This window comes from Synechococcus sp. CCY 0621 (genome assembly GCF_019038465.1).
Lineage (GTDB): Bacteria > Cyanobacteriota > Cyanobacteriia > PCC-6307 > Cyanobiaceae > Cyanobium.
This window is the reverse complement of record NZ_JAFKRH010000040.1, coordinates 15,706-33,276: the sequence shown is the minus strand read 5'-3', so window position 1 is coordinate 33,276 and position 17,571 is coordinate 15,706. Positions and strand designations below refer to the sequence as shown.

The window sequence follows — 17,571 nt, the reverse complement described above, 5'->3', positions numbered from 1 at the left end:
GATGCTGCAGCCCATGCGAGCGCTGGTGCTGCACCGCTCCCTGGCTGTGCTGGCCCTGTGGCTGGTCGCCCTTCCCGCGGCGGCTGCCGAGGTCGGCACCCTGTGGCGGCTGCGCGATGGCGCCGGAACGGTGTTCATCGCCGGCTCCCTGCACCAGCTGCGCCGCGACCGGGCCACCCTGCCCCCGTCCTATGGCCAGGCCTACCGGGAGGCGGAGCGGCTGGTGATGGAGCTCGACATGGACGCCATCAGTCCGGCGGACCTGGCCGGCGAGCTGCTGGGGCGGGCCATGGATTCCCAGGGCCATTCGCTGCGCGACGGCCTGCCGCCGGCGTCCTGGCGGGCCCTGCAGCCGCGGCTGCAGGGCCTGGGGTTACCGGAGGCAGCGATCGATCGCTTCGAGCCCTGGGCCGTGGCCCTGCTGCTCGCCTCCACCGAGTTTCTGCAGCGGGGCTACTCCCCGGACAGCGGCGTCGAGGGCCAGCTCCAGGCCAGGGCTGCCGCCGACCGCAAGCCCATCGACGGACTGGAGACCCCGGCCCAGCAACTCGCGTTGTTCGATGGGCTGAGCCGGGCGGACCAGCTGCAGTTGCTGGAGGTCACCCTGAAGGAACTGGACAGCGTCGGGCCGAGGCTTGAGGCCCTGGAGGGCGCCTGGCGGGCCGGCGACCTGGCCGGGCTCGATGCCCTGCTGCTAGGGGACTACCGCCAGCGCCCCGAACTGCACCAGCGCCTGGTGGTCAGGCGCAACCGGGCCTGGGTGGCTCCTGTAAGGGAGCTGCTGCGACGCCCCGACGACACGCTGGTGGTGGTGGGTCTGATGCACCTGCTGGGGGAGCAGGGGCTGATCGCCCTGCTCAGGACGCAGGGGCTGAAGCCTGAGCGGTTCGTGGCTGGGGCCTGGCGGCCCGATCCCTAGGCCGGTTCCCCCCGGCGGCCCGCTCCCAGGCTGAGCTCCCATCCCTTCACGATCCGGTAGAGGGTGGGCACCAGGAAAAGGGTCAGCCCCGTGGCCACCAGGAGGCCGAAGAACACCACCGTGCCGATGCTGGTGCGGCTGGCGGCCCCGGCACCGGTGGCGAACAGCAGGGGGAGGAAGCCGGCCAGGGAGGAAAAGGCGGTGAGCAGGATCGGCCGCAGGCGGGCGACGGCGGCGCCGTGGACGGCCTCGTCGAGGGGCATCCCCTCGGCCAGACGTTGGTTGGCGAATTCGACGATCAGGATCGCGTTCTTCGCCGCCAGGCTCACCAGCACAAGCAGGCCCATCTGGCCGTACACATCCAGGGGCAGGCCCCGCAGCGCCAGACCCAGCACCCCGCCGAGCACCCCCATCGGCACCGTCGCCAGGATGATGAGGGGATCGGCGAAGTTCTCGTAGAGACCGGCCAGCACCAGGAACATCACCAGCACCGCCAGGGCGAAGACCTGCAGATTGCCGCCACCGGCCCTGGCCTCCTCCCGGGCCAGGCCCGCCCACTCCAGGTCGGTGGCGGTGCTGGCCCTGTCCCGCTGCAGCTGCTCCAGCAGGGTGATGGCCTGGCCGCTGCTGACCCCCTGGGCGGGTTCGGCCCGGATGCTGATCGAGCGCACCAGCCGGGTGTGGTTGATCGTCGTGGGGCCGGTGCCCGTCTCCACCCGCACGATCTGGGCCACAGGGATCAGTTGGCCATCCCGGTTGCGCACCTGCAGGGCCAGCACGTCATCGGCGTCCCGCCGGGCTTCGCCGTCCAGCTGGAGGATCACCTTGCGCACCTGGTCCCCTTCGAAGCTGTCGTTGACGTACTCGCTGCCGAAGCTGGCTCCGAGCACGCTGACCAGCTCATCGAGGTCCACCTGGAGCGAGGCCATGCGCAGCCGGTCGGGAATCAGGCGCAGCAGGGGGGCGTCGGCACTGAAGCGGGTGCCCACCTGCTCAAAGGCGCCGGTGTCCCGGGCCGCCGCGATGAAGGCCTCTGTCTCCTGCTGGAACTCCCCCAGGCTCAGGCGGCCACCACTGGTGTCGAGCAGGTCGAACTCCAGCCCGCTCTCACTGCTGAAGCCACGCACTGTGGGGGATTCGCTGACGATCACCGTGGCGTCGGTGATCGTCTGGCGCAGGCGTTTGTTGAGCCGTTCGGCCACGGCGGCCGCACTCTGGTCGGCGCCGACCCGTTCCTCGATCGGCCGCAGCCGCAGGAAGAAGATCCCCTTGTTGGGGGAGCTGTCACCGAAGGAACGCCCGGCGTAGAAGTTGGCGAACCGCATCAGGGGTTCCTCGGCCACCACCGCGCGCACCTGCTCCATCACCGCCTGGGTGCGGGGCAGGGCGATGCCGTCCTGAAGCAGCACCACCCCCCTCAGCTGGCCGCTGTCCTCCTGGGGAATGAAGGCCGTCGGCCGTTGCTGCAGCGCCAACCCCGTGAGCAGCAGACCCAGCAGCAGGCCAGCCACCACCCGTCGCCGCCAGCGGAGCACACGGGTCAGCAGCCGGTCGTAGGGGCCTTCCAGCCGCTCCAGGGCCCGCCGCGTGGGGTCGATCCAGCGCAGCAGCCAGCCCGGCTCCCGGCGCTCGGCATGGAGCAGCCGGCTGGCGGCCACCGGGGTGAAGGTGAGGGCGTTGAAGGTGGAGAACACGATGGTGCCGCCGATCGTCAGGGCGATCGGGGCATAGAGGCGCCCCAGGCTGCCCTGCAGGGTGAGCACCGGCAGGAACACCACGATCAGCACCAGGGAGGTGGCGATCACCGCCCCTCCCAGCTCGGCCATCGCTTCGCGGGCAGCCTCCAGCGGTGGGCGGCCATTCTCCAGGCGTCGGCCGATGTCCTCGCTGACCACGATCGCGTCGTCCACCACCAGGCCGCTGGCCAGCACCATGCCGAACAGGGTGAGGGTGTTGATCGAGTCGCCGCTGAAGCGCAGCACAACCAGGGATCCGATCAGAGCCACGGGCACCGCCGAGGCGCTGATCAGGGCCAGACGACTGTTGCCCAGCCCCAGCAACAGCACCAGAAACACCAGCAGCACGGCCTCCCGCAGGCTCGCCGTGGTGCGGTCGATGCTGGTGCGGATCGAGGCCGCTTCGTCGACGATCACCTGCAGATCCACCCCGGGGGGAAAGCTGGAGCCCAGTTCCGCGAGGGCCTCGTTCACCCCCTGGTTCACCTCCAGGGCGTTGCTGCCGTCCCGCTGGAAGATCCCCACCGCCACGGCGCTCTTGCCGTTGAGGTCGGTGGCGATCGATTCGTAGTTCTCGCTGCCCAGGCTCACCCGGCCCACATCCTTCAGCAGGGTGACCCCACCGTTGGCGCTGCGGTCGACCACCAGGCTCTCGAACTCCTGGGCGGTGCGCAGGCGACCCTCCATGCGCAGGGGCAGGGTGACCAGTTGGTCGTCGGGGGAGGGGGCGACGCCGGCCTGGCCGAGGGCGGCCAGCACGTTCTGCTCCTCGAGGGCGTCCCGCACCTCACTGATGGTCAGATCGCGTTCCTCCAGGCGCAGCGGATCCAGCCACAGCCGGAAGGCCAGTGAACTGCCACCGAACAGCCGCACCTCCCCTACACCGGGAACCCGTTGCAGCCGGTCGCGGACCACCTGATCCACCCAGCCGCTCAGGAAGGTGGCGTCGTAGCGGTCGCGGCTGGCGCTGAAGCTCAGCACCATCAGCAGGTCGTCGGAGGTGCGCCGCACCTGGACGCCGAAGCGGGCGACCTGGGCAGGAAGCTGGCGGCTCACCACCGCCGCCTCGTTCTGGGTGTTGATCTGGTTGATCTCGGGGTTGCCCCCTTCAAAACCGAGGGAGATGCTGCTGCCGTTGGCCGAACTGGTGGAGCGGATCGAATCCAGCCGTTCCAGGCCGTTGAACTGCTTCTCGAGCAGGGTGGTGACCCCTTGCTCCACCACCTCGGGGCTGGCGCCGGGGTAGCTGGCGCTCACCGAAACCCGCCCAGGCGCGATCGGGGGAAGGTTCTCCACCTTCAGCCCCGGCAGGCTGATCAGGCCCGCGAGAACCACCAGAAGGCTAAGCACCAGCGTCAGCACGGGCCGACGCAGGAACGGATCGGAGATCGACTTCACAGAATCGTGGCGGGCACCGACCCTTTGCGCCCGATAATCCTGGCAGGCGAATCAGGCGACCTGTGATCAGCGCAGGTCGCGTTTGAGCACGGCGTAGAGGTAGTCGGGGGACTTGTAGCGGCTGGGGAGGCAGATGTGGAGCTGCTCCAGCCGGCTCCAGCAGACTGTCTTCTGAATGGCTTCCATGGTGCGGCCCTCCTTGAGCAGCAGCCGCATCGCCTTGCAGTAAAGGGAATATTTCGCCTCAAGCTCGCCGATCGTGGGGGGCTGACCCTGGACCTGGGGCATGGCGGAAGGGGGCACCCGGGTTTTTCAGGGGCGCCAGTCCACTCTACGAGCTGGCCAGCATCCCCTCGACGCCCAGGGCCCGCGCCGGCGGCGCGTAACCGAGGGTCGCGGCCTGCTCGTCGCTGAGGCGTCCGGCCGCATGCAGCACCCCCGTGATGCGCGGAATGTCGAGAACGGCATGGCAGCGATAGCCCCCCTTGGCGAGCCGCTGGCGGGCGCTGGTGTCCGCCTGGCCGCCGTGGTCGATGAACACCACCACGTCCTCCACCTCCAGGCCGGAACTTTCCAGCTTGGCAATGCCCTCAAGGACGCTGGTTCCGGTGATCAGGATGTCGTCCACCACCACCACCCGGTCGCCCTCCTCGAAGTCCCCTTCGATCAGGCGGCGGGCCCCGTGGGCCTTCACCTCCTTGCGGGGGTAGAGCAGGGGCTTGTGAAGCTGCAACGACAGCCCGGTGGCGGTGGGCAGGGAGCCGTAGGGAATGCCGGCGATGCGGTCGAAGACCAGCTCCCCGAGCTGGCCGGCGTAGGCATGCAACACCCGGTGGAAGAGGTTGGGATCGGAGATGATCTGGCGCAGATCCACGTAATAGTTGAAGACGGCCCCGGAGGCCTGCACGTAGTCGCCGAACAGCAGGCAGCCGATATCGAACAGGTCGACGATCAGGCTGGCCAGGGGATCCCCGGCCCCACCGCTGTCGCCATCACCATGCGTGGTCGCAGCGAGCCCAGCCCCGCCCTCCGGCTGTCGCCCCGGCAGCCACAGGCTGCAGACATCGCTCTGGTCCCGAACCCGCTTCTCCAGCCAGCGGTCGCGCCGCTGGCTGATGCGCTGCTTGAGGGCGGCCGATCGCTCGGCGATGTCGTCCTCCACCAGCAGGTTCTGGGGCAGGGGCATCAACAGGCCGTCGGCCGATGGGCTCAGTCCGGCCTCCAGCAGGGCATCCAGCCGGTCCTCCTCGCCCCAGAGGCTGCGCAGGATCAGGAAGCGCTCGGGCGCCTCCTGGCGCACGCGAGCCAGGATGGCGGGGTCACTGGTGCCCACCTCCAGCAGCAGCTGGTCGGGGGTGGCCCAGAGCTGGCACTCCCGCACGATGCGCAGGTAGAGGGGGTCGTCCTCATTGGGGTGGTGCTGCAGCACCCTGGCGGCGGCATTGGAGCTGTGGCAGGTGATCACCACCGCCTTTTCCGGATAGAGCAGGAAGGGGGCGGCGATGTCCTGGCCAGCCAGGGGCGACAGGGTGACGCCGTCGGCACCGAGCTCGCGGAACAGGTAATGGGCCAGGGCCGAGGAACTGTTCAGGTCCCCGTGCTTGGCATCGATGATCAGGGGGATGTCGAGGGGCACCAGTTCCCGCACCTCTCGCAGCAGCTCCAGTCCGACGGGGCCGAGGGCCTGGTAGAAGCCGAGGCTGGGTTTGTAGGCGCAGACGTGGTCGGCGGTGGCCTCCACCACCGCCTTGATCCAGTAACGCGCCTGGGAAAGAAACGAGCGACCCCCCATGCCCCGGCGGTGGGCCCAGGCCTGCAGCATCTCCGGGTTGGGATCGAGGCCGGTGACCAGAAGCGACTGACGGGCGGCGATGGCGTCGGTGAGCCGGACGAAAAAGCCCATCGCGCGGGGGGTGATTGCCCAAGGTGCTAAGGCGAGCGACGTCGCCTGCGCGAGTGGGTGACACAGCTCTTATTGATCCTTCGGTCTCAGGGGATCGCCCGCAGGGCGGATCGGAAACTGATGATGGTGGCGAGGAGGGCGCCCGCCAGAACTGGAATCAGTACGAAGTCATTGACGAGCTCCAACGAAAGTCCCATGGGCTGGCTGAAGCTGATCGTTAGGTATGGGGTGAACCATGCGAGCAGCATCGGCACCAGAATCAGGGTGATCCAGAAGCGATGACCCTTGCCGGTGGCACCTCGGCAAAGGAGGGCTCCGGTGAACGCAAGGACGGGCAACAGGAAGATGAATTTGTAGTCGTAGGACTTGGTGAACAGGTAAGTCCCCACCCAGGTGCCCGTGAACAGGCTGATGGTCACGGCGATCAGCTGAGGATGGAGCCGGTTGGCTGGCGAGAACAGCAAGGAGCGCAGGCTGTGGTGAACCGCCTGCCGCCAGACGCCAACGAACCCCAGCAGAAGGAACATCAGCTTGATCCCCAGGCAACTGAAGGCCAGGAGCCTGGACAGGCTCTTCGACAGATGAAAGTCGGCCATCCAGTCGTAACAGATCTGATGGGCCATCAGTCCATGGCTGAGGATCCCCCCCGTGGCAACTGGAGAGTTCCGCAGAATCGGGCCGAGCCAGGGCACGACCAGGGACAGGCCGGCCACCCCTCCCACCAGGGCCCAGCGGAGGTGCCGCAGCTGGAGCCTCCCCCGTGATTCCCACCCTGGAGGCAGCAGCTGAGTGGCGAAGATCCCGAAGATGGGGAGGAGCTTGGTGGCCACGGCCACAAAGGCCAGGGCAGCCCCGGCGGCGGCCGAACGCCCCGTCCCACGCGCCATCGCCAGGGCGAGCAGGCAAAGCAGCAGATAGACGATCTGATCGTTGTTGGCACGCTCCAGGGTCAGTTGGAATGGCAGCGACAAATAGGCCAGGGCCAGCAGAAACCCTGCCACGGCGGCCGAGGGGATCAAGGCGAAGAAAAAGACGCCGGTGAGCAGGGCCACGCTTGCTCCCATGGCCACTCCCAACCACCCCAGGCTGGCGCTCGACAGGCCAAGGGCACTGAACATCCACAGGGCCATCGGTGGATAGGTGAACAGGCGTCCATAGGGATCGCAGTTCACCCTGCCGTCGAAGAGATCGCTCAGGCTGCCGTCACAGCGGGCGCTGTGGGTGAGCATGGCCAGGTCCGCGAAGGGTGGAGTGACCTTGGAGAACAGCCGGATGGGTACAAAGGCCAGGGGTTGCCAGTCCTGAAGGGAAGGAATGGCATAAACAATCAGGGAGAATAAAATGTAGAGGAAACTTGTCCCTGCCAGCAGATAGCCGAGCCGGTTGCCGATGGCAGAGAAAAGCATCGTTTTGCGCTTCCTGCTCTGCATTGATTCCGTCAGTAATGCTGTTGTTACAGTAACACGAATGGACCCTAATCGACCGTTTTCGGTTCTTCGGTGATCGTCAACTCGGCATAAACAGGGCTCCAGCGAGACCTCTCCAATCTGGCGATGGCGGCTTCAGGGGTGGTGGCGAGACGCGCCAGTCCTTCCTGCACCGCCGCGAGCGCCACCGCTTCGGCCACGGCCCGGGACACCGCCTGCACGGCCGAAAGGGGCGGCATCAGTGGCGCCTCAGGATCGCTGGCGGCCGGAATCACCCGGGCCAGGGCTTCAATGCTGGCGTCGATCATGGTGTCGCTCACCTCCGTGGCGCCCACCGCCACGGCCCCATAGCCCAGGCCGGGGAACACGAAGCAGTTGTTGCATTGACCGATCACCCGTTCGATCGGCTGGCCGGTGCTGCCGGTGCAGGCCACAGGCGCGAAGGGGCTGCCGGTGGCCACCAGGGCCCGGCCCTGGCTCCAGCGCAGCAGGTTCTCCGGGGTGATCTCCGCCAGGTGGGTGGGATTGGAGAGGGGCAGAACGATCGGCCGTTCGCCGCCGCAGCAAAGCGCCTCCACCACCGCCTGGTCGAAGGCCCCGGCGGCGGTGGAAGTGCCGATCAGCACCCCCGGCCGCACCGCTTCGACCACCGACAGCAGGCCCGGCCCTTGGGTGCTCTCGCCGGCCTCCGCCCCGAACCGTTCAGCCAGTTGCTGCTGCGATTTGGCAAACGGCCGGGCGCCGTCTGCCAGGCCCAGGGTGGCGGAGTGGATCAGCCCAGCGCGGTCGATCAGCCAGAGACGATCGGCGGCCGCGGCGGCGCTGAGTCCCGCCCGCTGCAGCAGGCGCCACAGCCGCTCGGCAATGCCGCAACCGGCACTGCCCGCCCCGAAGATGACGATCTGCTGGTCGGCCAGCGGCTTGCCGAGGCCCCGCAGGCCGGCCAGGATCGCCGCGGCGGCCACGCTGCTGGTGCCCTGGATGTCGTCGTTGAAGCTCGGCACCCGGTGCCGGTAGGCTTCCAGCACGGGGCGCGCATGGTCGGCGCCGAAGTCCTCCCAGTGCACCAGGGCGCCTGGGCACACCCGCTGCACCGCCGTGATGAAGCAGTCGAGGAACGCGGTGTAGGCCTCCCCCTGCAGCCGAGGCTGGCGCAGGCCGGGGTAGCAGGGGTCGGCGAGCAGTTCGGGCCGGTCGGTGCCCACATCGAGCATCACAGGCAGCCCGCGGGCCGGATCCAGCCCGGCACAGAGGGTGTAGACGGCCAGCTTCCCCTGGCAGATCTGGATGCCCCCCACCCCCTGGTCGCCGATGCCGAGGATCCCCTGGGCGTCGGTGACCAGGAGCAGGTCCGGGGAGCGGTCGCCGCAGGCCTGGGCCAGCAGCTCCTCGAGCCGCTGCTGCTGCGGTGCCGCCAGGTAGATCCCCTGGCTGGGGCTGCGGTAGGTGTGGCTGAAGTGCTGGATCGCCTGCCCCACCGTGGGGGTGTAGACGATCGGCATCGCCAGCTCGATGTGGTCGGCGAGGAAGCGGTGAAAGAGGGTGACGTTCCGCTCCCTCAGGGTCTGGAGGTAGGCGTATCGCTCCAGGTCGCTGCCCATGGCGCCGAAGGCCAGCCGGCAGCGCTCCACCTGGGTCTCGATGCTCTCCACCTGCCAGGGCAGCAGGGACTCCAGGCCCAGGGCCTGGCGCTCCGCCCGGCTGAAGGCGGTGCCCTTGTTGAGCAAGGGGTCATTCAGCAGCTCGGCGCCGCGGAGGAGCGTGCTCCGCTGGCGACGTGTTTCGGCGACCACGGCGTGCTCCTCGGTCCGCTGGCGCCCCCATCATCCATGGGCTGCTGGGCGAGAGTGTTTCCTCCGGGCCTCCGGCACCCTCCTCGGCAGCCCCCCGGCAGCTTCTGCGTGCACCCCCCATGAAGATCGTGCGCTACCGGGAGTCGGCAGGCGGCATCCACCACGCCCGTCTGGATCCCGACGGGCGCCTGGAGCTCCTGGCGGGCGACCTGTTCGGCGAACTGGTGCCCACGGGCGAGCCGGCCGCGGTGGAGCGGATTCTGGCCCCCCTGGAGCCCCGGGCCATCCTCTGCATCGGCCTCAATTACCGCCGCCATGCCGCCGAAACCGGCGCGGCGATCCCCACCCATCCGGTGCTGTTCATGAAATCGCCGGGGGCGGTGCAGCACCCGGAGGCGCCGATCACTTTGCCCACCACCGCGGCCAGCCACCAGGTGGATTACGAGGGGGAACTGGCGGTGGTGATCGGCCGCACCTGCCGCAATGTGTCGCGTTCCGAGGCCCTGGACGTGGTGCTGGGCTACACCTGCGCCAACGATGTCAGCGCCCGCGACTGGCAGAAGCAGCAACGCCTCGGTGGCGGTCAGTGGTGCCGCGGCAAGAGCTTCGACAGCTTCGCGCCCCTGGGCCCCTGTCTGGTGCGTGCCGCCGCGATCCCCGATCCCCAGGCCCTCAGCCTGCAGACCCGTCTCAACGGTGAAACGGTGCAGGCGGCCAGCACCGCCGACATGATCTTTCCAGTGGCGGCGATCATCGAATTCCTCAGCGCCAGCACCACTCTGCTGGCCGGCACCGTGATCCTCACCGGCACCCCCAGTGGCGTGGGCATGGCGGCCGATCCACCCCGCTGGCTGCGCAGCGGCGATACGGTCGAAGTGGAGATCGAAGGTATCGGCGTATTGCGCAACCCGGTGATCGACGAACCCATCCCCACCCAGACCCCCTGAACGGCCCCGGAACACCGCGTGATCAAGCTCCCCACCGCCTGGACCGCCCAGCCCGCCCAGGCCGAGCGCAGTAGCGGCTACCGCCATTTCGCCGCCCTGGGCCAGCGGGGCCACGGCCGGGGGCGGACCCTAGAGCTGCAGGCGGTGCTGGATCCCGGCTACCGGCTGCTGGTTCCCCTGGGTGAACTGCGCGATCGCGACGCCTGGCAACCGGGCTGGCAGCAGCTGCCGCAGGAACAGGGGCCCTTGGAGGGACCATCGGAGGCGACGGCCCTTTGAGGGACGCGGCCGGGCTCAAACCTGCGACAGTCCCCGACGGGCGACCACGTCCCAGGCCTGGTCATTGTCAGCGCCGATGCTGTCCCCGTCGGCCTGAAGCAACTGCTCCAGGTCATGGGTCAGCTGACGCGAACGGGCGATCACCTGTGCATCGTCGCCTTCGATCCTCGCCATTTCCTGCAGCGCGGCCTCATCGTGCTGACGGAAGGTCTGGGCGATTCGATGGGCCCGGTGGGCCCGCACGCCCAGCAGTTTGAGGGCATCGATGCCCGTCTCCAGGGCAGAGCCGAAGGTTTCCCGCCGGATCAGGCTCACCCCCTGGCGGATCAAGGCGTAGGCATGGCGGCGATCCTGGGCCCTGGCCAGGATCGCCAGGTGGGGGAAATGCTTCTGGGCCAGGGCCACGATCTCCAGCGCCTTGTCGGGATCGTCAATCGCCACCACCAGCAGCCGGGCCTGGGCGGCGCCAGCCGCCTGCAGCAGATCGAGCCGACCGGCATCGCCGTAGAACACTTTCCACCCGAAGCGACGCAGCAGATCGATCTGGGCGGGGCTGTGATCAAGCACGGTGATGCGACAGCGGTGGGCCAGCAGCAGCCGCCCCACCACCTGGCCGAAACGGCCGAAGCCGGCAATGATCACCGGGTTTTCGCTCTCATCGATGCCGTCGGGCTCCCGTTCTTTAGCCGGGCTGGCGAAACGGGGCTGGAGCCAGCGTTCGTTGGCGATCAGCAGCAGGGGGGTGAGCAGCATGGAGAACGCCACCACCGCCACGAGCACGGCCGTGAGGCTTTCAGGCAGCACCCTCGCCTTGGTGGCGAAGGAGAACAGGACGAAGGCGAACTCCCCCCCCTGGGCGAGGGCGAAGCCGAACAGGAGGGTCTGGCTCCACGCCAGGCGGAAACCCCGTCCCAGAGCCACCAGCACGCCCAGTTTGGCGACCACCAGGGCCAGCACCAGGCCAAGGATCAGCCAGGGCCGCTCGATCAGCAGCCGGAAATCGATGCTGGCGCCAACGGTGAGAAAGAACAGCCCCAGCAGCAGGCCCTTGAACGGAGCGATGTCGCCCTCCAGCTCATGGCGGTATTCGTTGTCGGCCAGCACCACGCCGGCGACGAAGGTGCCCAGGGCAGGCGAGAGGCCCACGGTCTGCATGGCCAGCGCGATGCCGATCACCAGCAGCAGGGCCATGGCCGTGAACACCTCCCGCAGCCGGGTGGCGGCCACGATGCGAAACACGGGCCGCATCAGGTATCGGCCGCCGACGATGATCCCGGCCACGATCCCAAGCACCATCACGGCCTGCAGCCAGGGATTGAGTGCTGGCCCGTGGCCGCCCAGATCGACCTTCTCGTAGGCCAGCAGCGGCAGCAACGCCAGGATCGGGATCACTGCGATGTCCTGGAAGAGCAGCACCGAGAAGGCCGACTGGCCCGCGTCGGTTTTCGCCAGGCCCTTCTCGTCGAGGCTTTGCAGGCCGATGGCCGTCGATGACATCGACAGGATCAGGCCCACCGCCAGGGCCATTGGCCAGGTCAGCCCGAGCACCATGGCCAGGGCCGCGATCAACAGGGCGGTGGCCAGCACCTGAAGACCCCCCATGCCGAGGATCGGCAGTCGCAGTCGCCACAGCCTGGAGGGCTGCAGTTCCAGCCCCACCAGGAACAGCAGCATCACCACGCCGAACTCGGCGAAGTGCATCACGTCCTCCCCCTCCTGCCCGACCAGACGCAGGCCGAAGGGGCCGATGACCACCCCGGCGATGAGGTAGCCGAGTACCGAACCGAGCCCCATCCGGTTGGAGATCGGCACCGCCACCACAGCCGCAGCGAGATAGATGAAGGCCTGCAGGAACAGGCTTTCGTCATGCATGGTCGGTCACCGGGGAGGGGCTGAGCACCCGTTCGAAGTTCTGATGCAGATACTCCCCTTCTGCGAGAGCATCCCAGCGGAGCGTGTCATCCCGCAGCCCCATGAGCAGGTGCCGGTAAGCGCGGGCGTAGGGGGCAATCTGGCCGGCCTCCCGGAGGAGATGGGTGCCGTGGATCACAAAGGGGGGCAGGTAGTCCATGCCGCAAAGGTGTGCGGTCTGCTCAAAAGGCGTCAGCAGTTCCCGGATCGTGAAGCGGTTGGCGCCGGAGCGGCCGTAGGCCCCGTGCTGGCCGCCGGTGGTGATGGCCGAGAGAAACTTCTTGCCCCCCAGGGCCGTGCCGCCGGAGCCGTAGGCGAAGCCGTGCTCGAGTACCAGGTCCTGCCACTCCTTGAGAATCGCCGGACTGCTGTACCAGTAAAACGGGTGCTGGAACACGATCACGTCGTGGGCAAGCAGCAGGTCCTGCTCCCGTTTGACGTCGATGTGGAAGCCGGGATAGGCCTCGTAAAGGTCGTGCAGAGTGACGTCTTCGAGGTCGTCGATGGCCCGGATCAGGCGTCGGTTCACCCAGGATTTGTGCAGGGCCGGATGGGCGAACAGCACGAGAATGCGGTTGGCTGTGTCCATGGGCCGTCCCTGCGTGTGGGGACGGTAATCGGGTTTCCCGGCACGGACAGTCGCATCGGTTCGTCCCGGGTCCGGATTCCGCCAGTGTCCCTAAAATTGCCCCACCTGAAAACGGCCCTGTGACCTTCAACGGATCCCTGGCGGAGCTCCAGGCACTGGTCGAGGGCCTCGGCTGCCAGGGCCACTGGGTGCATGAGGGGGCCTTCGAGATGCTGGTGATCGAGGACGGCGAATCGAACCTGCGCCTCAACTGGTGGCCCGGCACCGGGACCCTGATGCTGGTGGGAGATCCGGCCCAGCGCAGGGAACTGGAGCCGCGCCTGAAGGAGGCCCTGGCTGGCGGCGCCTGAACACCGGCCACGCTCGAACATTGCTTAGTCCCGCACCACCAGTTCGGTGGTGCCGCTGCGGCGCAGCAGATCGCCCAGCACCAGCAGGTCGTTGCCGTGGATCAGGCCGATGCAGCCATCGGTGCCGCTGCGGCGCCCCCGGCCGGCGCTGGGATCGTGGTGAATGCCAAGGCCCCGGCGGGCGGTGGCGAAGCTCGGCTCCAGGCCGATCCAGAGAAAGCGGCCGAGTTCCACATCATCCGTCGGGGCCACGGGGGTGATCTCGGTCACGGCGTAGCGGCCCCGCGGCAACGGCGCCTTGCTGCCCAGCCGGCCCCGGTCGCCGTCCTGGCGCCGCACCCGGCCCACCAGGGCTTCGTAGGCCCGTGGCGGCTGGCCGGGGAGATGGAGCTGAAGCTCCCAGATCGGATCGCCGGTGACGGGCAGCTGCCGCTCGGTGCGCACCAGCACCATCTGACCGCTGCTTGCAACGGCAAGGGCCCTGGGGCCGGGGTCACCCGGGGGCGCCATAAGGCCCCAGACAAGGGCCAGCAGGGCCAGGCCAGTGGATCGCTTCATGGGCAGGACAAGGTCCGGTGCCCGTGTTACTGCCCCGGCGAGGGTGCCACAAGGGCGATGCAGCCAGTCCGGGAAGGCTCAGTCCTGCTCATCGCCGTCCCGGCTGATCGTCACCAGGGCCGGCGCGAACAGGAACACGGTGTCCCCCAGGCGTTCCGACTGGCCGTCCAGGGCGAAGACGCCGCCCGAGACGAAATCAATCGTGCGCTGGGCCTCCTCCGGCGCCATCGCGCTGAGGTGGAGCACCACCGTCTTGAACTGCTGCACCGCCAGCACCGCCTCGACGGCCTCCTCGAAGCGGCCCGGTGTCATCACCACCACCTCGTGAAACCAGGTGCCGAAGGGGGTTTCCATGGACCCAGGTTGCCGCAGTCCGGCCCCCCCAGCTAGCCGATGGCCATGCGGCTTCGCTGGGAACCGCCTCAGGCGAGCACGGCGATGGCGTCGATCTCCACCCGCGCGCCCTTCGGCAGGGCCGCCACCTGCACGCAGGCCCGCGCTGGGGCCACCCCCGCGCCGAACACCTCGGCGTACAAGGCGTTGACCCGGGCGAAGTCGTTCAGATCCACCAGGTACACCGTGGTGCGGACCACCTGCTCAGGGCCGCAGCCGGCGGCGGCCAGCACCGCCTGCAGGTTGCTCAGCACCTGGACGGTTTCGGCCTCGACGTCGCCGTCCCCCACCAGCGTCCCGCCCACCGGATCCAGGGCGATCTGGCCGGAGCAGTACAGGACGCCACCGGCGACCACAGCCTGGTTGTAGGGGCCCACCGGGGCGGGGGCGGCCGCGGTTTGGACCGGATGAGACAAGGGCCTGTGCCTTTCGTCACTCCCGCCAGCGCTGGAACTCATGACGGGTGACAATGCGGGACTGGGATCTTATGGCTTCTTCCACCACCATCGCCACTCCTGCCGCCACTGCCGCCACCACGGCTTCGAGCACCGGGGAGATCACCGGCCTCGCTACCCGCGACCACGTCCGCATCGACGACCTCTGGTATCGGTACCCGGGTCGCGACGTTTCTGCCTGGACCCTCAAGGGGGTCGACCTCGTTCTTGGTGCGGGGGAACTGGTGGGTCTGCTGGGCCCATCCGGCTGCGGCAAGACCACCCTGTTGCGCCTGATCGCCGGCTTCGAGCGCCCCGGCCGCGGCAGCATCAGCATCGGCGGACAGCAGGTGGCGGGTCCGGAGCGGCTGCTTCCCCCCGAACGGCGGGGTGTGGGCATGGTGTTCCAGGACGATGCCCTCTTCCCCCACCTCGATGCCTGGCGGAATGCCTGCTTCGGCCTGCGCCGCGGCCAGGACACGGCCCGGGTGGCCTGGCTGCTCGATCTGCTGGGGCTTGGCGGACTGGAGCGCCGCTATCCCCACGAACTCTCCGGCGGCCAGCGCCAGCGGCTGGCGATGGCCCGGGCCCTGGCGCCATCGCCCTCGGTGGTGCTGCTGGATGAGCCCTTCTCCAACCTGGATGTGGAGGTGCGGCTGCGGCTGCGCAGCGAGCTGCCGGCGGTGCTGGCCCGCTGCGGCGCCAGCGGCCTGATGGTCACCCACGATCCGGAGGAGGCCCTGGCGATCTGCGACCGGGTGGGGGTGTTGCGCGACGGGGTGTTGCACCAGTGCGCCCCGCCCCGTGAGCTGGTCGACCAGCCAGCCACCGCCTTCGTGGGCCAGTTCGTGCTCCAGTCCAACCTGTTGCCGGCCCGCTGGCGCGGCCGCCGGCTGCAGACCGTGCTCGGCGAGCTGGAGCCCCTCTCCCGGGGGGCAGACGGCCCGGAGGCAGCGGAAGCCGTCGAGGTGATGGTTCGCCCCCAGGCCCTGGAGTTTCTGCCCGAGGAGGAAGGGCCAGCCTGGATCACCGGTCGGGAATTCCTCGGTCGGGAATGGCTCTATCAGGTGCAGCTCGGTGACCAGCGGCTGCGCTGGCGCGCGCCATTGGAGGCCGACCACCCCCACGGCCGCCGGGGCCGGCTGCGGTTCCGCGCCGGTGAGTCCGCCCTGTTGTTCCCTGGTGGACGGTCCCTGGTGACCCTGCCCCAGGGGCGCAGTGCCGAGAGCCTCAGCTCGCCTCCCTGAGCCCGGCCACGCGGCGGCGCCTTAGCAGCAGCAGGGTGCAATCGTCCTCGAGGTGCTGGCTGCTGGTGAAGCCCTGCAGGCTCTGACGCAGCCCGTCGATCAGGGCGTCAAGGGGAGCCTGACCCGCCTGGGCCAGAAGACGTTGGCATCCCTGCACACCGAAGGGTTCCCCTTCAATGTTCTCCGCTTCGGTGACACCGTCGGTGTACACCATCAACAAGTCGCCGGGTTCGAGCTGCAGGGTCAGGCTCTGGTAGGTGCGGCCGGCAAAGACGCCCAGCAGGGCCCCCTTCGGCATCGCAATCGGGCGGATCCCTCCCTCCTGCTGGAGCAGGGGCGGGCAATGGCCTCCGTTGGAATAGGTGAACAGGCCGGAGCTCACATCCAGATAGCCGCAGAACATCGTCACGAACAGCGCGGCCTCGTTGCCTTCGGCGAGGCTGTCATTGAGGCGGCGCAGAACGGCGTCCGGCGTTGTTTCGGTGTTCGCCAGGATCCTCAGCAGTCCCACCGAACGCGCCATGAACAGGGCCGCACCGAGGCCATGGCCGGACACATCCCCGATGCAGATGAACAGTCGCTGGTTGTCGACGAAGAAGGCATCAAAAAAATCCCCCGCCACCGTGGTGGCCGGTTCCATCAGTGTGGCGATTTCGATGTCCGGATGTTCGGCAAACAAACAGCCCTGGGGTGGCAGCATGTTCAGCTGCAGGTCCCGCGCCAGGTTGAGTTCCTTGCGCAGGTGGGACAGCTCCAGGGCTTCCCGCTGAGCCTCCATGGTCAGCTGATTGGTGAGCCGGGTGCGCTCCACCAGGGAAATCATCATGTTGCGGGCCACCCCCGGCAGCAGCACCATGTGGGACCAGAACACCTGCTGGGGAATCTTCAGCACAATCGCCTCATCTTCCGCCCGCACAAGAGCAGAGGCCGGCCGGCCATCGATGGCGGAAAATTCGCCGATGCATTGACCAACGGGAATCGCCATTCCCTTGCTGCGGTAACTGTCGGCGCCGAGGTGGACCGTGACGGTTCCGGCCAGGATGATGAAAATGTCCTCGTTCGTCTGCCCCGGGGTCAGCAGCACCTGGCCTGGCGCCAGGGGCAGAAGCTCACAGCGACGAACCGCCGCCAGCAGAACGTCTTCCCTGACATCCCGAAACAGGGGAATGTCCTGGTAAGGAAGGGAAGCGGTGGTCGAGGGATCCAGAGAGCGTGGGGGCTCGACGCACATTCCCGATCAGGGGTCTTTGGAGAAGTAGACGCCGAGCTTAAGCACGTTCCTGTCCCCGGCCCTCTGGTAGCTGCGCTCATCCATGAAGCGATGCACCAGCAGCAGACCGAGTCCGCCGGGTTCAGCCTCGGCAAGCGTGCGCGGCAGAGGGCCGCGGCTGACGCTGAGGGGATCGAAGGCCGGGCCGGCATCGACGATGGTGAGGGTGGCCAGGCCCCGATCGCCGCAATCGGCCAGTTCCAGGGTCAGATCCACCGGGCTGGTGAACTCCGCGGCCCCGCCGTGGTCGATCAGGTTGGCCAGCACCTCGTTGAGGCAGAGATCCAACTTGCCGGTGGGCTCGGGGGGAACGGCCCGGATCTGGCAGTGTTGCGTGAGCCACTCGGAGCAGCGCCGCAGTTCCAGGGGGCTGGGCTGCACGGAAAGGCTGGGGGCGTCGGGGTGGGGTGGCGCCAT

The 17,571-nt window shown here is 68.3% G+C and carries 17 protein-coding genes; 5 read left to right on the top strand and 12 right to left on the bottom strand.

Annotation, left to right across the window (positions count from 1 at the left end):
• Positions 1–13: 13 nt before the first annotated feature.
• Positions 14–919, top strand: coding sequence for a TraB/GumN family protein (locus tag KUG43_RS13675; protein ID WP_216909913.1), 906 nt, complete (start codon positions 14–16; stop codon positions 917–919).
• On the opposite strand, the gene KUG43_RS13670 is transcribed toward KUG43_RS13675, so the two are convergent.
• The 5 genes from KUG43_RS13670 to KUG43_RS13650 all read right to left on the bottom strand — a co-directional run bounded on the left by KUG43_RS13670 (position 916) and on the right by KUG43_RS13650 (position 9,176).
• The gene (locus KUG43_RS13670) at positions 916–4,053 is read right to left on the bottom strand and encodes an efflux RND transporter permease subunit (protein ID WP_216909911.1); all 3,138 of its coding nucleotides are present in this window, start codon (positions 4,051–4,053) and stop codon (positions 916–918) included. The two genes, KUG43_RS13675 and KUG43_RS13670, sit on opposite strands and share 4 nt — an antisense overlap.
• A 66-nt stretch (positions 4,054–4,119) precedes the next feature.
• Positions 4,120–4,341: a DUF3136 domain-containing protein gene (locus tag KUG43_RS13665; RefSeq protein ID WP_094584893.1), complete on the bottom strand. Its 222-nt coding sequence runs from the start codon at positions 4,339–4,341 to the stop codon at positions 4,120–4,122.
• 43 nt (positions 4,342–4,384) lie between these two features.
• The gene (locus KUG43_RS13660) at positions 4,385–5,956 is read right to left on the bottom strand and encodes a bifunctional orotidine-5'-phosphate decarboxylase/orotate phosphoribosyltransferase (protein ID WP_216909909.1); all 1,572 of its coding nucleotides are present in this window, start codon (positions 5,954–5,956) and stop codon (positions 4,385–4,387) included.
• An 86-nt stretch (positions 5,957–6,042) separates the two neighbouring features.
• Positions 6,043–7,362 carry a hypothetical protein gene (locus tag KUG43_RS13655; protein ID WP_216909907.1) on the bottom strand — a complete coding sequence of 440 codons (1,320 nt, stop codon included), beginning with the start codon at positions 7,360–7,362 and terminating at the stop codon, positions 6,043–6,045.
• Positions 7,363–7,430: 68 nt separating this feature from the next.
• On the bottom strand, positions 7,431–9,176 hold the full coding sequence (locus tag KUG43_RS13650) for an NAD-dependent malic enzyme (RefSeq protein ID WP_216909906.1): 1,746 nt from the start codon (positions 9,174–9,176) through the stop codon (positions 7,431–7,433).
• Between the two features lie 119 nt (positions 9,177–9,295).
• Here KUG43_RS13650 and KUG43_RS13645 point away from each other — a divergent pair, with 119 nt between their 5' ends.
• Together KUG43_RS13645 and KUG43_RS13640 are read left to right on the top strand one after the other, a co-directional pair.
• A complete protein-coding gene (locus KUG43_RS13645; protein ID WP_216909904.1) occupies positions 9,296–10,123 on the top strand; it encodes a fumarylacetoacetate hydrolase family protein in 828 nt (275 codons plus the stop codon).
• 18 nt (positions 10,124–10,141) lie between these two features.
• The gene (locus KUG43_RS13640; RefSeq protein WP_353618043.1) at positions 10,142–10,402 is read left to right on the top strand and encodes a TIGR02450 family Trp-rich protein; all 261 of its coding nucleotides are present in this window, start codon (positions 10,142–10,144) and stop codon (positions 10,400–10,402) included.
• A 15-nt stretch (positions 10,403–10,417) separates the two neighbouring features.
• On the opposite strand, the gene kefC is transcribed toward KUG43_RS13640, so the two are convergent.
• Together kefC and KUG43_RS13630 are read right to left on the bottom strand one after the other, a co-directional pair.
• Complete coding sequence (gene kefC / locus KUG43_RS13635) at positions 10,418–12,274, bottom strand: glutathione-regulated potassium-efflux system protein KefC (RefSeq protein WP_216909902.1); 1,857 nt, start codon at positions 12,272–12,274, stop codon at positions 10,418–10,420.
• Positions 12,267–12,902: an NAD(P)H-dependent oxidoreductase gene (locus KUG43_RS13630; RefSeq protein WP_216909900.1), complete on the bottom strand. Its 636-nt coding sequence runs from the start codon at positions 12,900–12,902 to the stop codon at positions 12,267–12,269. Before KUG43_RS13630 ends, kefC begins: the two co-directional genes overlap by 8 nt.
• 119 nt (positions 12,903–13,021) lie before the next feature.
• Here KUG43_RS13630 and KUG43_RS13625 point away from each other — a divergent pair, with 119 nt between their 5' ends.
• Entirely contained in the window at positions 13,022–13,252 is a 231-nt protein-coding gene (locus KUG43_RS13625) for a hypothetical protein (RefSeq protein WP_216909898.1), read from the top strand.
• A gap of 24 nt (positions 13,253–13,276) precedes the next feature.
• On the opposite strand, the gene KUG43_RS13620 is transcribed toward KUG43_RS13625, so the two are convergent.
• The 3 genes from KUG43_RS13620 to KUG43_RS13610 form a co-directional block, all read right to left on the bottom strand.
• Positions 13,277–13,810, bottom strand: a complete 534-nt coding sequence (locus KUG43_RS13620; RefSeq protein WP_286194791.1) for a L,D-transpeptidase — start codon at positions 13,808–13,810, stop codon at positions 13,277–13,279.
• A gap of 78 nt (positions 13,811–13,888) precedes the next feature.
• Positions 13,889–14,164, bottom strand: a complete 276-nt coding sequence (locus KUG43_RS13615) for a cell division protein SepF (protein WP_216909897.1) — start codon at positions 14,162–14,164, stop codon at positions 13,889–13,891.
• 68 nt (positions 14,165–14,232) lie between these two features.
• Entirely contained in the window at positions 14,233–14,661 is a 429-nt protein-coding gene (locus tag KUG43_RS13610) for a Rid family detoxifying hydrolase (protein ID WP_216909896.1), read from the bottom strand.
• Positions 14,662–14,690: 29 nt separating this feature from the next.
• On the opposite strand from KUG43_RS13610, the gene KUG43_RS13605 reads away from it, so the two are divergent.
• A complete protein-coding gene (locus KUG43_RS13605; protein WP_286194790.1) occupies positions 14,691–15,884 on the top strand; it encodes an ABC transporter ATP-binding protein in 1,194 nt (397 codons plus the stop codon).
• Here KUG43_RS13605 and KUG43_RS13600 read toward each other — a convergent pair.
• Together KUG43_RS13600 and KUG43_RS13595 are read right to left on the bottom strand one after the other, a co-directional pair.
• Positions 15,868–17,115: a PP2C family protein-serine/threonine phosphatase gene (locus KUG43_RS13600; RefSeq protein WP_216909895.1), complete on the bottom strand. Its 1,248-nt coding sequence runs from the start codon at positions 17,113–17,115 to the stop codon at positions 15,868–15,870. The genes KUG43_RS13605 and KUG43_RS13600 overlap by 17 nt on opposite strands.
• A 6-nt stretch (positions 17,116–17,121) precedes the next feature.
• Entirely contained in the window at positions 17,122–17,571 is a 450-nt protein-coding gene (locus KUG43_RS13595) for an ATP-binding protein (RefSeq protein WP_216909894.1), read from the bottom strand.